Source organism: Rothia sp. HMSC068E02 (genome assembly GCF_001813565.1).
GTDB lineage: Bacteria > Actinomycetota > Actinomycetes > Actinomycetales > Micrococcaceae > Rothia.
This window is the reverse complement of sequence record NZ_KV812882.1, coordinates 668,682-686,382: the sequence shown is the minus strand read 5'-3', so window position 1 is coordinate 686,382 and position 17,701 is coordinate 668,682. Positions and strand designations below refer to the sequence as shown.

13 protein-coding genes and 1 tRNA gene are annotated in these 17,701 nt (G+C 61.1%); all 14 read right to left on the bottom strand.

The features are described 5' to 3' along the window. Nucleotides 1-134 precede the first annotated feature (134 nt). Nucleotides 135-1,535, bottom strand: coding sequence for a glutaminase (locus HMPREF2919_RS04420; RefSeq protein ID WP_070605326.1), 1,401 nt, complete (start codon nucleotides 1,533-1,535; stop codon nucleotides 135-137). A gap of 372 nt (nucleotides 1,536-1,907) precedes the next feature. Then, complete coding sequence (locus HMPREF2919_RS04415; protein ID WP_070666416.1) at nucleotides 1,908-2,867, bottom strand: cation diffusion facilitator family transporter; 960 nt, start codon at nucleotides 2,865-2,867, stop codon at nucleotides 1,908-1,910. Between the two features lie 129 nt (nucleotides 2,868-2,996). Beyond that, nucleotides 2,997-3,069 (bottom strand) — tRNA-Ala (locus HMPREF2919_RS04410). A 242-nt stretch (nucleotides 3,070-3,311) separates the two neighbouring features. Beyond that, complete coding sequence (gene rsfS / locus HMPREF2919_RS04405; protein WP_005505774.1) at nucleotides 3,312-3,749, bottom strand: ribosome silencing factor; 438 nt, start codon at nucleotides 3,747-3,749, stop codon at nucleotides 3,312-3,314. Between the two features lie 66 nt (nucleotides 3,750-3,815). Then, nucleotides 3,816-4,865: a hypothetical protein gene (locus tag HMPREF2919_RS04400; RefSeq protein WP_049356787.1), complete on the bottom strand. Its 1,050-nt coding sequence runs from the start codon at nucleotides 4,863-4,865 to the stop codon at nucleotides 3,816-3,818. Then, on the bottom strand, nucleotides 4,858-5,607 hold the full coding sequence (gene nadD, locus HMPREF2919_RS04395; RefSeq protein ID WP_049350106.1) for a nicotinate-nucleotide adenylyltransferase: 750 nt from the start codon (nucleotides 5,605-5,607) through the stop codon (nucleotides 4,858-4,860). Before nadD ends, HMPREF2919_RS04400 begins: the two co-directional genes overlap by 8 nt. Before the next feature lie 380 nt (nucleotides 5,608-5,987). After that, nucleotides 5,988-7,595 carry a GTPase ObgE gene (obgE, locus tag HMPREF2919_RS04390; RefSeq protein ID WP_005507851.1) on the bottom strand — a complete coding sequence of 536 codons (1,608 nt, stop codon included), beginning with the start codon at nucleotides 7,593-7,595 and terminating at the stop codon, nucleotides 5,988-5,990. A 194-nt stretch (nucleotides 7,596-7,789) separates the two neighbouring features. After that, nucleotides 7,790-8,047: a 50S ribosomal protein L27 gene (gene rpmA / locus HMPREF2919_RS04385; RefSeq protein ID WP_005505766.1), complete on the bottom strand. Its 258-nt coding sequence runs from the start codon at nucleotides 8,045-8,047 to the stop codon at nucleotides 7,790-7,792. A 41-nt stretch (nucleotides 8,048-8,088) separates the two neighbouring features. Next, a complete protein-coding gene (gene rplU / locus HMPREF2919_RS04380; RefSeq protein ID WP_005505764.1) occupies nucleotides 8,089-8,400 on the bottom strand; it encodes a 50S ribosomal protein L21 in 312 nt (103 codons plus the stop codon). A gap of 526 nt (nucleotides 8,401-8,926) precedes the next feature. Further along, nucleotides 8,927-12,769, bottom strand: coding sequence for an Rne/Rng family ribonuclease (locus HMPREF2919_RS04375; protein ID WP_070666413.1), 3,843 nt, complete (start codon nucleotides 12,767-12,769; stop codon nucleotides 8,927-8,929). Nucleotides 12,770-13,349: 580 nt separating this feature from the next. Then, entirely contained in the window at nucleotides 13,350-13,589 is a 240-nt protein-coding gene (locus tag HMPREF2919_RS04365; RefSeq protein ID WP_005505761.1) for a hypothetical protein, read from the bottom strand. A gap of 310 nt (nucleotides 13,590-13,899) precedes the next feature. Then, a complete protein-coding gene (locus tag HMPREF2919_RS04360) occupies nucleotides 13,900-14,568 on the bottom strand; it encodes a vitamin K epoxide reductase family protein (protein WP_070633993.1) in 669 nt (222 codons plus the stop codon). 335 nt (nucleotides 14,569-14,903) lie between these two features. After that, nucleotides 14,904-15,581, bottom strand: a complete 678-nt coding sequence (locus tag HMPREF2919_RS04355; RefSeq protein ID WP_049350103.1) for a TenA family protein — start codon at nucleotides 15,579-15,581, stop codon at nucleotides 14,904-14,906. Between the two features lie 374 nt (nucleotides 15,582-15,955). Next, nucleotides 15,956-17,626 (bottom strand): bifunctional folylpolyglutamate synthase/dihydrofolate synthase, encoded by a 1,671-nt coding sequence (locus tag HMPREF2919_RS04350; protein ID WP_070633992.1) that lies wholly within the window; start codon nucleotides 17,624-17,626, stop codon nucleotides 15,956-15,958. Nucleotides 17,627-17,701 lie beyond the last annotated feature (75 nt).

Here is a 17,701-nt window from a genome sequence, read left to right as displayed (position 1 = left end):
ACTCTAGGTAAGTACAGCGAGGCCCCTCCCCCAGAACACGTTCACAACGCGCCCGGGAAAGGGGCCTCAATATATAAAGTTCACGCAATCGTACTGCCAAGTACGCAGATACGATCAAGTACGCGGAGAGAAACCTACTCAGTTTCCGAAGCTTCCGGCTGCTCCGCCTTAGCAGAGTCCAGCGCATTCAGTGCCTCCAGAGCCGCAGCCTCCGCAGCCTCTTCGGCGTCCGCCTCAGCCACACGCTCAGCATCCGACTCAGCAGAAGTCACTGCCGTCGGGTTCGTCAGAACCTTCACACCCATGCTGCGCAGCGCATCCGTATTCGTAATCGTCTCGTCATTATCAATCAGGTACACCTTGTACCCGTCATTCCTCAGACGACGCATCAGCTCCAGGAGCATGCTCTGAGCGACCTCATCCACCGCGTACACGCGAGTCACGTCCAGGGCGACCTTGGAACCCTCCATCGGGGATTCCACAATCTCACGGATTACGCGCTCCACACCCGCAAAACGGATACGGCCCTGCAACTGGATCAGGCGCATAGACTCATCGCCCGAACCGATCTGGTAGTTCGCGCGCAACGCCGAACGAGCCACGGTCGGCACGTTCATCACGTGCATGCCCATGTCATCCGAGAACTGCTCGAACAGCTCCACACCGCGCACACTGTTACCGTGACCGTCCAGGCGCGGCGAGAACGTCGCCACACCCAGCTGACCGGGCACCGCACCAATAATGCCGCCGCCCACGCCGCTCTTCGCCGGCACACCCACCTGGGTTGCCCAGTCACCCGCAGCGTTATACATGCCGCACGTGAACATGACGCTCAGCACCTGACGCACCACAGTCTTAGGAACCACCTGCTCACCCGTCACCGGATGCACACCATAGTTCGCCAAAGTCGCCGCCATCAACGCCAAATCCTTAACCGTCACCATCAGCGAGCACTGGCGGGTATAACCCTGCACCGCCACGGTCGGGTCGCCGGTCAGGATGCCGTGGCCGCGCAGCATGTGCGCAATCGCGTAGTTGCGGTGCGCGTGCTCCAGCTCAGACTCGTACACGCGCTCGTTCACCGACAGGCGGCGGCCCGCAAACGCAGACAGACCAGAAATGACGCGCTCCATGCGCTCGCCCTGAGTCGCACCGGGAGGACCCACCAGCGAATGGGTGGTAATCGCGCCGGCGTTAATCATCGGGTTCAGCGGCTTACCGGAACCGTCCTCCAGGGACAGCTCATTGAACGGCTCACCGGAAGGCTCCACGCCCACCTTCGCAAGCACGTCATCATAGCCGCGGTCCGCGAGCGCCAGGGCGTACACGAACGGCTTAGAAATCGACTGGATCGTGAACTCCACATCGGAGTCACCGGCGGCGTACTGCTCACCATCAACCATGACGATGGACGCGGCAAGCTTGTCCGGGTCCACGGCGGCAAGTTCCGGAATGTAGTTTGCCAACTCACCGGAGGTATCAGAAGCGACCGACTCGAGGGTCTCGGTCAGGTAAGTGGCAATAGGTGAATGCATAGTGTTCCGTATCTGCTGCTAATCGTGGTTGTTCTCGTCAAAAATTCCAGGATGCGCCCGCCGGCTGTTGCGTTCCAGCTATTCCGTTTCAGCTGGGCTGAGGCGCTCATCGTTGCAGGCTACCGCGGCTATCAAGCTAAAGAGCCAGCCAGCGGACCTGTCAAAGTGTGCGGGTGAGGAGCACCTTTTGCTCCCTAAAGAGTGTATCTTTTGCGTGTTGAAGCCACCAAATATAACGGTCACTTCTCCCCCGCTATCTCTGGTTCTGGTACCTGTTCTGGCTTGCTATTTCTGCTCTATCTACCGCGGCGGGCAGACCTGCCGGCGAAGCATGGGCAAAATCTACGCGAGGCAAAACCTGCGCGAGCCAGCCTAGGGGTGGCGAACCGAGTCCGGCTCACGACCACCCAGCTCGGCGGTCTCCAGCTGGAAGGTCGAGTGCTCAACCGACACCTCAAAATGGCTCGCCACACACGAACGGATATGGTCCAGAATCGTCACCGCAGACCCGTCATGGAAGCATGAATCGGCAACCACCACGTGCGCGGTCACCACCGGCAGACCGGTCGCCACCATCGAGGCGTGCACGTCGTGCACCTCCACCACGCCCTCAACGCGGAGCATGTGCTCACGCATCGCGTCCAGGTCCAGGCCGTCCGGGGTAAACTCCATGAGCACCGCCGTGGTCTGCTTCATCAAACGTACTGCACGCGGCACAATCAGCGCCGCAATGAATAGACCCGCCAGGGCATCCGCCTGGTAGAAGCCGGTCAGCCAAATCACGATAGCCGCCACAATCACGCCCAGCGAGCCCAGGGCGTCATTGAGCACCTCCAGGAACGCGGCACGCATATTGAAGTTCGCGTTCCTCGCCGTAGCCAGCACCGCAATACCAATAGCGTTCGCCACCAGGCCGACCACACCAAAGATCAGCAGCTCGGTGCCGGGCACCTCCGGCGGGGCGAACAGGCGATGCACGCCCTCCACCGCCGTGTAGATACCCACCGCCAGCAGCAGCACCGACTGCCCGAGGGCGGCAAGCACCTCAATACGGCGGAAACCCCACGTGCGGCGGGACGTTGCCGGGCGCGTCATGAGCGAAGCCGCCGTAAGCGCCACCAGCAGGCCCGAGGCATCCGTAACAGCGTGCGCCGTATCAGTCAGCAACGCAAGACTTCCGGTGACCAACGAACCAATCGCCTGCGCCAACACAATAACGACCGCCAGACTGAACGCAATCAGCAGTCGCGGACGCATCGAGGCGGCGTCCTCCGGGCTCGGGGCATGCGAATGGTCATGCCCGTGGTGGCCGTGATGTGCGTGCGCTCCCATGAGTGACTCCTTAACTACTCACTACACCGTCAGCTCTAAAGAACTGTCGGCTACCGAAAACTACCGGCAGATAGCAAAATCGCCCGATTCACAAGAACCGGGCGAAAAGCTCCTCAATCGAGGAAAACGTGGAGATAAGGGGACTCGAACCCCTGACCCCCTGCATGCCATGCAGGTGCGCTACCAGCTGCGCCATATCCCCATATTCTGTTAGTGACCTCAACGAGGCAACATGAATATATTACACACACCACGGACAACGATGCAAACCAGCGCACCCAAAAATCCAAAAAGTTCTGGGGCAACTGGGTAAGCAGAAGCGGCAACCGGGCAAGCAAAAACACCCTCGACCTGCAGGTCAAACACGCCGAAAGGGGCGGACCCCGCGGCACCATACAGCGCCAGCAGAGCCCACCCCTCATCAGCTAAAAATCAAGCGGAAGCCTACGCCTCATCCTGAGCGGGAATGATGCGTGCAGCATCTTCCTCAGTCTCACCCTCGATGTCGAAGGGAGCCTCATTCTCAACACCCAGCTCAATACGCGGGGCCTCAGCCCACAGACGATCCAGAGCGTAGAACTCGCGGTCCTCCTCATGCTGAACATGCACGACAATATCGCCGAAGTCCAGCAGAATCCAACGACCCGAGGAACGACCCTCACGGCGAACCGGCTTCAGGTCAGCCTGCTCACGCAGAGCGTCCTCAACCTCATCCGCAACAGCGTTCACGAGGCGCTCATTGTGGGCAGAAACCACCAGGAAGCCATCAATCAGGCCCATCGCGTCGGATGCATCCACAGCGAACAGGTTAGTTCCCTGCTTCTCCTCCGCAGCGCGGGCGGCAATGCGCAGAGCCTCAATCGAGGACTGTGCAGCAGTCATATTTTCCTTCCTTGCCGGCAGAACATCCGCCGGCAGCACCCGCAACAGGGGTGCATTGTTCACGGCCTACTTAGGGCCAAAAATCATAATCAGACCAACAACGACCAGGGCAAGCAGCAGCACAATCCACAGCCACGCCAGGGAGGTCTTCTGCGCAGGTTGCAGAACCTCTTCAGCCTTCTCAACAGCGCTCTCAGAAGCAGACTCTTCCTCAGCTTCCTCCGGAGCCTCAGCAGAAGCAGCCGAAGCAGACTTCGACTCAGCCGACTTAGACTCTTCATCCTCAGAGTCCTCTTCAGACTCTTCGGCAGTCTCCTCAACCAGTGCCTCTTCGGGATCCTGACGATCCACCATGCGCTGCAGCAGCTCCTCAACCTCATCCGGGCTCAGAGCAACAGTCGGGTCGCCGTCCACCGAATCTACGGTATCCCCTGCGGAGGCGCTATCCAACACGCTCAGGTCAAGACCCTGCGCGTTCACTGCGCTCACGCGGGTGGGCAGTTCGTCAGCAGACTCTTCAACCTCAGCAACCTCAACGGTCTCTTCCTCAACGGAAGCGACCTCGGTCTGCTCAGCCTCAACGTCAGAGCTGTCCAGCTCCTCAACCTTCGGCTCATCGCGCACCAGGTACTGGTGCAGCTCGGGTTCCGGCTTCTCCTCCTTGACCACGGCAATGACAGGGATTGAAGAAGTCATCGGGTTATCCACCGCGGAGGGGCTGGTCGCATCCACACGGTTCTGCGCGATCTCTTCGGGACGCAGAATACGCAGGCTACTGGTCAGAGGAGCAGGCTCGTGCAGCTTCTCCTCATCGTTCGCCTCAGTGTCAATCTTGCCCTGCGCCGCCAGCGCCGCAAAACGACGCTGAACAGCCAGAACCTGCGGGTCAATAGCGTCCGCATGAATCACGGAGCCCATATTCGCAACAGGCTTCGCGGGCTCACCGCGGCGGGCTGCACGCAGGTACTCGGCAACTTCTTCACGGTAGCGGGCAAGACGGCGCGGACCCATCACCTTAGTAGGCGGCGGCACCTCAATGCCGTCCTCGGTCACGTACGTCTCGTAGAGGTACGCTTCGTCCTCGCTATAGGGCTTCGAACCCGTAGCTTCACTCATGTGTTCCCTCATTATTCGTCGATTGGGGTGCCTGCCCAGACTCATCTTTCACGTGAGGCAAGCCGTCACGGTACGCCGTCAAAGCGTCCTTCTTGTACAGGCCGTACTTAGCAATGTACTGCACCACACCATCCGGCACCAGGTACCAGATGGGGGCATCTTCAGCTGCGCGGCGACGAATATCGGTCGAAGAGATCGCCATCGCAGGAATCTTCAGGGTCGTAATATGACGACCCTCTGCCAGCGGCGGATCCAGATCGTGATCGGGGCGGGTCACACCCACAAAAGTCGCCAAATCCCACAGCTTATGGGCATTGCGCCAGGTCATAATCTGGCTAATCGCGTCCGCGCCGGTAATGAAGAACAGGTCAGCATCCGGGCGCAGGGCGCGCAGCTCGTTAAGCGTATCAAAGGTGTAGGTGGCGCCGCCACGGTCAATATCAATACGGCTCACCGTAAAACGCGGGTTCGACGCGGTCGCAATCACCGTCATCAGGTAGCGATGCTCAGCGTCGCTCACGTGCCGCTCCCCCACCTTCTGCCAGGGCTGACCGGTCGGAACGAACACGACCTCGTCCAGGTCGAACACGGCGGCAACTTCACTAGCTGCCACCAGGTGTCCGTGGTGAATCGGGTCGAAGGTTCCACCCATCACGCCCAGACGCACCCGACCGGGAATGCGCGGGGGAATCGACTCGGTGCTCGGAGCACCAAAATCAAGGTGAACAGACTGGTCAGTCACAAATGCCGTCCTTGCTGGGGACAGAGACCGCACCACGGCAGCTAAAAAGCCACTACAGGCGCGGATGCGGGCAGGTACACAGAAGGCACGCAACACCGAAAATGGTGCCCGCGTACATTCCCCTCTATGCTACCTGCTTACGGTCAAAAAAACCGAAATGACGGGGGTGAGCTAAGCCGCCAGTGGAATACCCAGCCAGCACGCCCGACCGCAGGCTCACCCGCGTGTTCCGACACGCACATCCGGCGCGAGCGGCAACCACAGAACCTACGAGAAAGCACCGCACACAAGAAAGCGCCGCGCACCGGAGCGAACCCCGGTACGCGGCACCATTCACTGTCTATGAAACAGCTGTCTAGGCAACAGCTACGCTTCAGCTACTAGTCGTCAATGTTCGGCATGTCGATATTCTCGTCGACCTTGCCTTCCTTCAACTTCTTACGGTACTCAACCGACTCGGTCCATACGCCTGCAACACGCTCGGACTCCAGCTCGGCACGAGCCTCCGCCTTCGCATCCATACGCTCCTTGTACTCCACACGCTTCTGCGCACGAGTCGGGCGAATAATCTCTTCCAGACGAGCGTCCGTACCACGCGGGGAGGACAGCAGCTCAGCGCCACCGACCATGGTCGGCTCCCAATCGAAGATCACCGAGTTGTCGTTCTCGCCAATCACCACGGCGTCACCGGCACGAGCACCAGCCTTGAACAGCTCATCCTCAACGCCCAGGCGCGCCAGACGGTCCGCCAGGTAGCCGACAGCCTCATCATTATTGAAGTCAGTCTGCTGAATCCAACGCTCAGGCTTCTCACCAATCACGCGGAACAGCGGCTCAAGGTTACGTTCCTCGCGGCGAATAGTGAACTCCTGCTTCTTCTTACCGCGGAAGCCCTTCGGGCGAACCACAGGAGCCTCAACGACCACGCGCTCCGCTTCCTTCTCGGCAGCGGCACGAGCCACGCGGTCCTCCTCCACGAGCTTTGCCATCGCAAAGATCAGGGACTTCAGACCCTCATGGGAAGCAGTCGAAATCTCGAAGACCTTGAAGCCCATCTCCTCAAACTCGGGGCGAACAAACTCAGCCAGCTCACGAGCCTCAGGAACGTCAATCTTATTGAGCACCACAATCTGCGGACGCTCATGCAGCGGCACGGTCACACCCGCAGTCGGGTCAACCTCGTAGTTCTGCAGCTCGCCACGGATTACCTCAAAGTCACTGATCGGGTCGCGGCCCGGCTCCAAAGTAGCGCAGTCAATCACATGCACCAGAGCCGAAGAACGCTCCACATGGCGCAGGAAGCGGTGACCCAGACCGCGGCCCTCCGAAGCGCCCTCAATCAGACCCGGAACATCCGCAACGGTGTAGCGAACATCGCCCGCCTGCACCACACCCAGGTTCGGGATCAAAGTGGTGAACGGGTAGTCAGCAATCTTCGGACGCGCCGCAGAAATCGCAGCAATCAACGAAGACTTACCCGCCGACGGGTAACCCACCAGAGCCACATCCGCAATGGACTTGAGCTCCAGAACAATATCAGCCTCTTCACCGGGGGTGCCCAGCAGAGCAAAACCGGGAGCCTTACGCTTAGCCGAAGCCAACGCAGCGTTACCCAGACCGCCCATACCGCCACGGGCAGCAACATACTCGTCGCCCACACGCAGCAGGTCAGCCAAAACATTACCCTCGCGGTCCTTCACCACAGTACCCTGCGGCACGGTCAGAACCAGGTCCTCACCGTTAAAGCCGTGGTGCATATCGCCACGACCAATATCGCCATTCGGGGCGTGCTGGTGCGGGCTGTGGTGGTACTCCAGCAGGGTCGTGGTCTGGTTATCCACGCGCAGAATCACCGCGCCACCATTACCACCGTTACCGCCGTTAGGGCCGCCCAGGGGCTTAAACTTTTCACGTCGCACGGAGACGCAGCCGTTACCTCCGCGACCGCCAGATACATGCAAGACCACGCGGTCCACGAATTCTGCCACGGGTTCTCCTTATCTTGGAAAATCTTCACTTCGCCACCGCACGGCACACACCAATCATGCTGCGGATGCGGCGGCAGGCGCGACCGGGTTGGGGTGCGCCTCATCGTGGAGCCCAGCACAGGCGTCCACGGCATTCGAGGTCATAGCGAGAGGGGGTAGACTAACGCCTACCCCCTCTGCCCTAGCGGTGAGTATTACTCAGCTGCTGCCAGGATGTTAACGACCTTGCGGCCCTTGCGGGTACCGAATTCGACGGTGCCTGCTGCCAGAGCGAACAGGGTGTCGTCGCCACCGCGGCCAACGTTCAGGCCGGGGTGGAAGTGGGTGCCGCGCTGGCGAACGAGAATCTCGCCTGCGTTGACGGACTGGCCGCCGTAGCGCTTAACACCGAGGTACTGGGGGTTCGAGTCACGGCCGTTACGGGTGGAGCTTGCGCCCTTCTTGTGTGCCATTCTGTATTCCTACCTTAGGGTTTGAATTCCGGTCGTTTCGATTACGCGTTGATAGCGGTAATCTTGACGGTGGTCAGCTCGGCGCGGAAGCCCTGACGCTTCTTGTAACCGGTCTTGTTCTTGTACTTCTGAATAACGATCTTCGGACCGCGCAGGTCCTCAACCTTCTCAGCAACAACCTTGGCGGAAGCCAGGGACTTTGCATCAGCGGTGACCTTGTCACCGTCGACGAGCAGCAGCACGGGCAGCTCGATGGTGCTGCCGGGCTCGCCTGCAACACGGTCAAGGGTAACGAGGTCGCCTACGGAAACCTTCTCCTGGCGGCCGCCAGCGCGTACAATCGCGTATGCCACTATGGGACTCACTTTTCTCGACAACTTGCTTCTTGGATCTCACACGAATGAGCAGCCTGCGCTTTCATTGCTGTGCGCCCTCCCCCGCCGGTCGAATGACCGCGAGCAAGGAGGAACGGCCCGTGAGTTCCGACGGGATTGCCCGCCGAAGCCAACACGCGAGGCTCACCGGTGGTGTCTCTCTCCCGCACGTTTCGACTCAGCCGATTATTCGACCACGCCGAAGACGATGCGGGTGGGAGCGGTGTCTCCCGCTGGCCCTGCGTCGATAGGGCTTCACTGAGATAAACACCAGTCCTTAAGGATACGGCATGATCTACGCGCCGCGCAATAGATAGTTTCACGGATTATCCGCAGACACCACGTGATGCTCCTCTAATACTGCACCGCACTCTTAGTAGCGCCTTTAAAATGACGCAGCACACGCACAGAAAAAAATAGCCTCGGTAGGGAAGTTCCGGCTCGCCCTACCGAGGCTATCTCATATACACACACCATCGGAATTCCGATGATCGGAAGCTAAAGACTAATCGTCCTTACCTTCACGCTTAATGTCGGCAGCAGCAACGCCAATGCCGAACAAGACAGGAGCCGAAGCGTCATCAGCCACCGGAGCCACATCCGCAACAGAAGCGGAAGCAACCACGGAACCCTCAGCACGCTCGGAAGCGTCCACGGTCACGACCTGAGCACCGGCACCGGCGCTCGAAGCCGCACGGCGAGTGCGACGCTTACGCGGGGTCGAACCGGGCACCTGAGCCGCAGGCGTCTGATCCTCAACCGGAGCCTCAACCGCTGCGGGAGCTGCGCCCACCACACCGGTCACCGCCGGAGCACCAATCACGCCGGTCACAACCGGGCGAGACTCAGACTTCTCAATCTTATCAGCCTTTGCGGGTGCCTGCTCGGATGCCACGCTCTGCTCAGCTGCCTTCTCGGCGCGCTTCTCATCAGCGGCGCGACGAGCACGGCGGCGGGACGCACGCGGAGTCTCGCGAACATCCTCAATGCGCAGGTCCTCACGCTCAACACGCTTGGACTCCTGAGCCTTCTGCACACCCGAGTTTACCTCAGCGTTCTGCTGCTCGCGGTCCTGGCGCTTGGACGAACGACGCTCCTCCGAACGATCCTCACGGCCCGAACGGAACGACTCACCCTCAGCGCGGGCAAGACGGCCAGCCTTCTGAGAAGCACGAGCCTTCGCCTCACCGGCGCGAATCGCCTCAAAACGATCCGAGGAGCGGCTAAAGCGCGGGTCAAGCTCCGGGTCAACGTGGTGCTCGTCCTCCAGCGCACCCGCGCCGGAATCCTCCACAGCGGCGATATCCGCATCGGTCAGCTCGCGGCGCTTACGGTTACGAGAAGACTTCTTCTCGCCACGCTTGGACGAACGACGCTCCTCAGAACGATCCTCCGAACGCTCCTGTTCAGAGTCCTTCGAGGAATCCTCAGCGGACTCTTCCACGCGGTCAAACGCGCTCGCCAGCTGCTCCAGGGAGAAGCCGCCCTGCTCGCCGATCCAGTTGCCCTCGGTGACCTCAGCGACCTTGTCCTCACGCTGAGCAACCTCCGCGTGAGCCTGCTCGCTGGCAGCCTCAGCAATACCCTGAATCTCCTGCTCAAGCGAAAGCTCAGCGGTCTCTGCGCGGCGCGAACGCTTGCGGCGCTTACGCTTCTTGCGGGTCGAAGCAGTCTCCTCCGAAACGTCCTCGCTCTGAGCGGATGCGGCAGCCACCGCAGCCATAGCGTTACGGCGCTCAGCCTTCTTCGACTCCAGAGCATCCTGCTTCTGCTGGTCACGAGAATCCTCGCGGGCAGCGGCACGGCTACGCTTACGGTCATTACGCTCATGGCGGTGGATGTAATCCGACGCGCCACCGCTACGACCGCTCAGCGGCTGATCGTGAACCACCAGGCCACGACCGGCACAATGCTCACAGGGCTCCGAGAAGACCTCAAGCAGACCGGTACCCAGGCGCTTACGGGTCATCTGAACCAGACCCAGCGAAGTCACCTCAGCCACCTGATGCTTGGTACGGTCACGGCCCAGGCACTCAATCAGGCGACGCAGAACCAGGTCACGGTTCGACTCAAGCACCATGTCAATGAAGTCAATGACGATAATGCCGCCGATATCGCGCAGACGCAGCTGACGGACAATCTCCTCAGCAGCTTCCAGGTTGTTCTTGGTGACAGTCTCTTCAAGGTTGCCGCCGCTACCGGTGAACTTACCGGTGTTCACATCCACCACGGTCATGGCTTCAGTACGGTCAATCACCAGCGAACCACCCGAAGGCAGGTACACCTTACGGTCCAGTGCCTTCGCCAGCTGCTCGTTGATGCGGTAGTGGTCGAAGAGGTCGTCATCGCCGTCCCACTGCTGCAGGCGGGAGACCAAGTCCGGCGCCACGTACGTCACGTACGCCTCGATGGAATCCCACGCGTTCTCGCCCTGAACGATCATCGCGGTGAAGTCCTCGTTGAAGACGTCACGCACGGTCTTAATCATCAGGTCGGGCTCCTGGTAGAGCATCTCCGGAGCCAGCACCTTGCGGGAGTTAGCCTTCTCCTGAATCTCTTCCCACTGCGCACGCAGACGGTTAATGTCGTGGGTCAGCTCCTCCTCAGAAGCACCCTCCGCCGCGGTACGAACAATCACGCCAGCACCCTCGGGCAGCTTGTCCTTCAGAATCTTCTTCAGGCGAGCACGCTCGGTGTCGGGCAGCTTACGGGAAATACCGGTCATCGAACCACCCGGCACATACACCAGGAAGCGGCCGGGCAGAGAAACCTGGCTGGTCAGGCGGGCACCCTTGTGACCGATCGGGTCCTTGGTGACCTGCACCAGAACCGAATCACCGGGCTTCAGGGCGTTCTCAATCTTGCGGGGCGCACCGTCCAGACCGGTGACATCCCAGTTGACCTCGCCCGCGTACAGCACAGCGTTGCGGCCGCGTCCAATGTCAACGAACGCAGCTTCCATGGACGGCAGGACGTTCTGAACCTTACCCAGGTATACGTTGCCAATCAGCGAATCCTGCTGGGTCTTGGACACGAAGTGCTCAGCCAGCACGCCGTCCTCAAGCACACCAATCTGGATGCGGCCGTCCTTCTGACGAACCAGCATCTGCCGGTCCACAGACTCGCGGCGAGCCAGGAACTCAGCCTCAGTCACGATGTGGCGGCGGCGGCCCAGGGAGCGGGACTCGCGGCGGCGCACACGCTTCGCCTCCAGGCGGGTAGAACCGCGCACACCGGTCACAGTGTTGGATGCGTGAGAGTCAGCCAGGCGCGGCGCACGCACCTTGGTGACGGTCTCAACGTCGTCATCAACGCCGCCCTCAATCTCAATATCTTCGGTACCGCGGCGACGGCGACGGCGACGGTGGCTCGTCACCTCAGCCTCAGCGGCAGCCTCCTCGCGGCGGCGCTCCATACGCTCCTTACGCTTCTGCTCCTCGGCAGCGGCGCGGCGTGCCTCACGCTCCAGCTTGGCGGCAACAGCGAGCTCGCTCAGCTCCTCCGGCTCGGGTGCCATGAACAGCGGCATCGCACCCATGGGGGTACGCGAGCGCAGCTCCTGCAGCTTCTCGCGCTGCAGGTCGCTAATGGTCTTGACGGGTTCGGGAGCTACTTCGGGCTCCTCGGCGGTGGGTTCCTCAGCTGCGGGCTCTTCTGTGGCGGAAGCCTCAGGTGCAGCTTCTTCGGATGCGGATTCCTCAGCAACCGCAGTAGCCTCAGCGGGCTGCTCAGCGGCAGCCTCTTCAGCCTTCTGCTCAGTATCTTCAGCAACAGGAGCTTCAACGGCAGCCTCGGTCTTCTCAGCTTCCTCAGCCTTTGCGGGGGTTACGACCTCAACCTTGGCGGTCTCTTCCTTCACCTCAACGGCAGACTCGGCAGTGGGCTCAGCCACCTTCTTCTCAGCAACCGGCTCAGCAGACTCAGCGGCGGGGGCAACAACTTCCTCCACCTTCGCGGTCTTCTCAACGGTCTCGACCTTAGCGGCCTTCTCCACGACAGCAGGCTCAGCCGCCTTCTTCTCAGCAACCTCAAACAGGCTATTCAGAGTAGAAGCAACCTCGGTCTCAGATACAGCGGGAGCCGCAACCTTCGGTGCCGGCGCGTGCTTAGCCTTAGCGTTACGCAGGTTGGTCAGGCCAGTAGCAATCGCCTCATCCAGGGGAACCTCAGGAGCCTTCTCCTTCTTCGGGCGACCCGGACGGCGGCGCTCAGTACCCTGCTGGGCGTCAGAGCTCTCACGAACATTCTTACGCAGAGTTTCACGGGTCTCTGCAGAGGCGTTCTTCTCCTCCGCGAGGGCGTTCAGCGCCTCAAAAACCCCAAGTTCGACGTTCTTCTCGTCAGACATTAATCTTCTTTCGTTACACCCTGCTCCGCACCGCAAGGATTTTAACAGCGCGCATACAGCGCAAAGCCTAGTTGCTGTCACCGCGGCTCAAGCCTCACCCTACGGCACGCGTTCATCGGCGCTACCGGGCACTATCTCGTTCAGTGCTTCTGCCGTAGGGGGCGAGCGGGCGGAACGCAGAGCGCGCCGCGACGGTCACAGCCACCTCGCTCTCGAGCACGGCACGCTCACACCCTTCCTGGGTGCCCTGCCGGTCTTCGGGTTTCTTCGCCGAGGCGGGCGGCCCGCGCGGTGCGACAGTTATGCTCCGCGGCTTATAGCCGGCGCTCTTCGGGTACTCTCCCTCGATGCGTTGGTGGGGATCTTTATGCGCGTGCGGGGCGCACAAGACACCGTGTTCCATTATACCCGGTAGAGGGTACCTCTAAGCCACCCCGGCACCCTATCTGGGTACCACTCCTCCCCAGCCGGATGCGTGGGCACATTACTGCGGGCACACTGCGGCGGCCGTCTAGCGGGTACGGCAAAGCCGGGCGTACCACTACGCACACCCGGCTTCAAAAAACTTTCAGAGGAGGGGCTAGTCCAGACCCAGTTCCGCATCGCGCGCCTCACGAGCCTGCTGAGCAAGCTTCGGGTCGGTCGGCAGGTACTCCGGACCGGAACCGGTCGCAAACGGAACGCCCAGAATGAAAACAAACGGAGAAACAACCAGCAGAATCACCCACAGCAGCGAGAAGTGACCGGCAGTCAGCAACAGCAGGGCAGTCAGAAAAATAACAGCAGCAGCGCCCATTGCGGCAATTCCGGCAGTCTTCACGGTTCTCCTCGAAGGGGTATCAAGAATCTAGTGTCCAGCAGAACGGCAGGCAGTCAACGCCGCAGGCAAACCCCGCGGACGGCTGCGGCTGACGCCGCTCAAGAATATACCTGACCATTATACGCACCCGCGCCGGCTCCCCGCTGACTTCACGGCTCGGGTCACCGGCGCCTCCCCACTACCCGGCGCCCCAGCCCAGCGCCCCAGCCCGGCATATTCTGCGCAGCCTCACCCACCCGCAGACGCAACAACGCCCCGGCACCAACAGGCACCGGGGCGTTGCATGTTCGGGGCATCAGCCCTCAAATGCTTAGCGCATCATATTCACAATGACCTCAAAGAAGCGGATCACGATGATGCCGAAAATCAGGATCAGCCACAGGCTAATCGCAAACCACGACCAGCCGCGCGCGCTCTCACGCATCGACTGCGACGCCGGAATAACACCCGCCGAAATATTGCGGACCGTGGTCTTCACAAAAAGCGTGATGGTCATAACCCACACGATCATGCAGAACAGGCACAGGGCGTTGATCTGGAACGTCGTCTGGTACCACAGCCACATAATGAATGCGGTCGCCGCCGCCAAACCAATGTTCATGCACACCCAGAACCACTTCTTAAACTGTGCGCCCGCCATAATCGCGGCACCGATAGTCACCACAATCGAAAAGCCCACCAGACCAATGAACGGGTTCGGGAAGCCGAACGCTTCCGCCTGAGGGGTGCGCATCACCGTGCCGCAGCTGAGCAGGGCGTTAATATCGCAGACCGTGGAGTGGCCGGCATCAATGTAAATCTGCAGCCGCTCATACACCAGAATCGCTGAAGAAATGAGTGCAATCAGGCCGGCGCCAACCAGCCAGAATCCGAGCTGTCGGTCTGAGTAGCCGCCCGGGGTTCCCGCATGCCCGTGCTGCGCTTCGTTCTCAGCCTCAGCGTGGACGGGCTCGGTAGTACTCGATGCGGCGGTACTCATACGACTCCTTTAGATAGTGTTTTACGGTGGTACTCACCGGCGCGGCATAGCCAGCACCCCGGAAGCAGTACCCCATTTATCCTAGCCTCTCACATTGCTCAATAGCACGCCATTAGCTTCTACATTTACTATATGACGCCTCAAATCATGCAAATAGGCGCATTTTTGTGACGTACCTTAAACACAAAAGCCCCGGAAGGAGCCCGCAACGTAGCGGCGGGCGGGACCTTCCGGGGCATGGTGCGCATGTTTTCTATGGCATTCGCCTCATCGACGCGCGGCGGCTCCCACGGCAACTACCGTGGAGCGCACAGACGGCACGTGAGGGCAGTGCGTTAGGGCAGCGGGTGGGTGTACGACTCGTCAAAGAACAGCTGCTCCAGCTCCACCGCGCGGCTAAAGAACTCGCGGGCACGCTGCGCATCCGACGGGCCCACACGGTCCAGTTCGCGGCGCAGGAAATCAACCAGCTCACGGAACTCCGGGTAGTCGTGCAGGGTAATCCACTCGTGGTGCACAAACGATTCGGGACGCTTGGCGGGAGCCTTCGACGCCCAATCCAGGTACAGGCCCTCGCAAACCACCAGCACCGACAGGATCGCCGCGTAGCTGCCGCTAGCCGCCGCGTCGAGGAAGAGACGCTTGAAGCCGGTGGTCGCCTCCGTATCGGGCATGGAGTCACGCTGATGTTCGGTCACGCCCAGAGTCTCAAAACAACGCAGGAAGTAAGTGTTCTCATCGCCCGCAATCTCGCCGGCAAACTGCGCCAAGCGCAGGCGACCCGCGAGAGTATCAGCGTTAGCAATCGCGCCACCAATCAGGGCGAGGAAGGTATCGAGGAAGCGGTAGTCCTGCACCAGGTACCCCGCCATGACCTGCGGGGCAATCGAGCCGTCAAAAAGCTCAGCAACAAAGCGGTGATTCGTGGCGGCAAGCCAGGTGTCGAGGTTCTCCTGGCGTAGGGACTCGGTGAACGAATCGGTGCCAATCAAATCGGTGAAGGGTGCGGGCATGATGGGTGCCTTTCACTATGTGGCATACCGTCGCTGGTATGCGTATGTGTGCGGGTGTGTTGGTGCGGCCTCAGGCGTTGGGGCCGGCGCCTCAGCGAATATAGCACCGTGACGCCAAGGCGCGCCCGGTTTTGCGCCCCGGTGCCCACAAATTTTCGTTCTTTTCGATTTTTTGGATGGGTGAGAGCGGATGATGCCGGTCAAACTCGCACGATTGGGGTTAGATGAGAGCCCATGGGAACACGTGAGAAATCATGCGTTCGAGTGGGAGCACGAGGGCAGAGGCGCGAAAAAACGGGGTGCCACTCCCCCAGCCAGTACAACCAACCGGAGGGCGGCACCCCGCCTCATCTCTGCAACCTCAACGGGTCGCCTTAGTGATCCGCATCGTCCTCGGAATCATCATCACCGAAGAAATCATCGGTGTACGAATCGCCCAGCGGCAGACCCAGCGAATCCTCCAGCGAAGAACCCGCCGCAGACTCGCCACCCAGCTCAGCCATGATGCCGTCCAGCAGCTCATCCGGCTCAGCAGAGGCAGCCGCAGCCGCCGCGGCAGCCAGAGTCGAAGCCGACGCCGCACCCGCAGAACCCGCATAGGCACCCTCGGCGCCCAGCTCATCCGGCAGCTCTTCAGCCTCAGCGCCGGGGGTCTTCGCCTCCTCATGCGCCGCCAGCAGGGTACGCGCCTCACCAATGACCGTAATCGAACCGGTAATCAGCACGCCCGCCGACTCCTGCTCAAAGAGGGCGTTCTCCATGGCGGTGGCAATCGCCTCGTCCAGGTGCTCAAACACCTCAATCGAGTCTTCATCCAGACCCGCATCCAGCGCCAGCTCGTGCAGACGCTCCGGCGCAATCGCACGCGGCGAATCCGACGCCGCCAGGTACAGGCGGAAGGTACCGTCAGAAGCGTCAACGTACTCTTCGCGCATGGTCTCAAACATGCCCAGAGCATCCTTCTCACCCAAAATACCGACCACGGAATGCAGGTGCGACAGCTTGAACGCCTCGGTCAGCGCAGCCGCGGACGCACGCACGCCGTGCGGGTTGTGGCCCGCATCCAGGATGGTCAGCGGCTCGGTGCGCACAACCTCCAGACGGCCCGGCGAGCGCACCGTCTCAAACGCGGTACGCACCACGTCCTCGGGCAGCTGACGCTGACCGCCGAAGAACGCCTCCACGGCGGCGAGAGCCACCACGGCGTTCTGCGCCTGATGCGCACCGTGCAGGGACAGCGGCACATCCGGGTACTCGCCCGCCAGTCCGCGCAGGGTCAGCAGCTGACCGCCGACCGCAAGCTCACGGGAGACAACGCCGAACTCCACGCCCTCAAAGGCGAAGGATGCTTCCTTCTCGCGGGCGGAGGCGAGCAGCACGTCCGCCGCTTCCGGGTCCTGTACCGCAGAAATCAAGAAGCCGCCGGGCTTGATAATGCCGGACTTTTCGGTCGCAATCTCGGCGAGGGTTTCGCCCAGCATGTCGGTGTGGTCCAGACCGATCGGGGTGACCACGGAAACCACGCCGTCGGCAACGTTCGTGGAGTCCCAGGTGCCGCCGATACCGACCTCGAGCACCACCACGTCCACCGGCTCATCCGCGAAAATCGCGAAGGCGAGCACGGTAACGGACTCGAAGAAGGTCAGGGCGGGCTCGCCGCGGGAGGTCATCTCCGCGTCCACAATCTGCAGGTAGGGGGCAATTTCCTCCCAAATGCGCACGAAGGTGGCGTCCGGTACGGGCGCGCCGTTAATGCAGATACGTTCGGTGACGCTTTCGAGGTGCGGGCTGGTAAAGCGGCCCACACGCAGGTCGTGGCCGAGCAGCAGCGCCTCAATCATGCGGGCGGTGCTGGTCTTACCGTTCGTGCCGGTGATGTGGATGACCGGCGCGGCACGGTGCACGTCGCCGAGGATTTCGACGGCGCGCGCCACAGCGTCCAGGCGCGGGGCCATCTTATTTTCGGGGGCGCGCGCCAGCAGCTCGCCGTAGACCCGCTCCACGCCCTCGGGATCGGGAATTGCGGGGTAATTCTTCTCGCTCATTGTTCTCCTCACTGGGATAGCCGGTTGCGGCACCGGCCGAGTCTCCGCCGTGCGGCGGGATAGACGACGGGCCGC